The sequence below is a fragment of the Synechococcus sp. R3-13 genome (genome assembly GCF_047462195.1).
GTDB lineage: Bacteria > Cyanobacteriota > Cyanobacteriia > Thermostichales > Thermostichaceae > Thermostichus.
The window spans coordinates 9,783-11,031 of record NZ_JANSIO010000370.1 but is presented as its reverse complement, the minus strand read 5'-3'; the positions used below and the strand labels follow the sequence as shown (position 1 = coordinate 11,031).

At 60.0% G+C, this 1,249-nt stretch carries 1 protein-coding gene; it reads left to right on the top strand.

Annotated features, from left to right (window positions below; translation table 11 throughout):
* Window positions 1-1,154: pentapeptide repeat-containing protein (locus NW856_RS11170; RefSeq protein ID WP_414400304.1), on the top strand; the 1,154-nt coding region annotated here is incomplete at its 5' end.
* Window positions 1,155-1,249: the final 95 nt, after the last annotated feature.

Genomic DNA, 1,249 nt, shown 5'->3' with positions numbered 1-1,249 from the left:
ACCTGATTCGTCGCAAAGAAGATGGTCGATTGGTGCTGATCGACTTTGGGGCCGTCAAGCAGCTCGGCCCGGGCCAGGATTCGGCAGAAGAGGCGACGGCCATTCGCTCGCTGGGCTTTTCTCCCCCAGAGCAAGTAGCCGGCCAGGCGGTCGGTCCCTCTAGCGATCTCTATGCCTTGGCTGCCACCTGCATCAACTTGATGACGTTGGAATCTCCGGCCAAGTTTTATAACCATGAAACGGGACAGTGGGATTGGTCGGATTGCCTGCAGCTCAGCCCGGAATTCGACGCCATTTTGCACCGCATGTTGCAGCCGGCCATCAATCAGCGCTTTGCCACCGCCACCGAGGTCTTGCGGGCGCTGCAAGGGATCCCGGTGGAAGAGGCAGGCGGCCCGATCTCTCAGCCGATTGTGTTGCCCAGCTCTCCCCTGTCTGCCAATCCCAGCACATCGGTGATCTCCGGCTACTGGGCCAAGCGCCGCTCGGGTGGTTTCGTGCCCACACCCCTCCCTCCGTCCACCGCAGGGGGAATGACAGCCAGCAGCCCGGTATCCATCCCCTCTGAGTGGGGGAGCACCACCGGTTTCACCCAACTGGGCCGAGCCAGCAGCATCACAGGCAGCGGACGGATCAAGCCGGCCACCCCACCGCGGATCCCTTCCATGGCGGGGGCCGATCTACGGGGCAAGTCCTTTGCCAACCAAAACTTGGCCGGCTATGATTTGCGCCGGGCCGATCTGCGGGGGGCCGATTTCTCAGGGGCCAACTTGCAGGGGGCGGATCTGCGCGGCATCCTCTTCAACACCCCTCAACCCTACTGGCTGCGGGTTTTGATCCAACTGTCTGGATCGGCCAAAACATTGGGAGGGATCCTGACAGGCTTGGGGGGGCTGCTGGGCTCAGGGATCCTGGCCTTTTTGCTTGTCCGCCTGACCACGGGCAATTTGGTTTATGCGTTAGGAGCGGCCACGCTCGCTTTGGTGGTGGCCAGCTCGGTGATCTGGTCGATGGCCGGCAGGGTTCGTTTGGCTCGATACCCAGAAGAAAAGAGCAAGCGCTTTACCAACTTTTGCAAAGCGGATCTACGGGGGGCGCGGATGGACGAGAAGCTACGGAAGTTTGCCCGCCGACAGGGGGCCATCTTGAGTTGACGCAGGGCGGATTGCGGATCTGGCGGATCTGGAATTTTGCGTTGTGATCTTTAACTTTATAGATCTTTAATAGTTTTATAGTTGTTTCAGGTTAG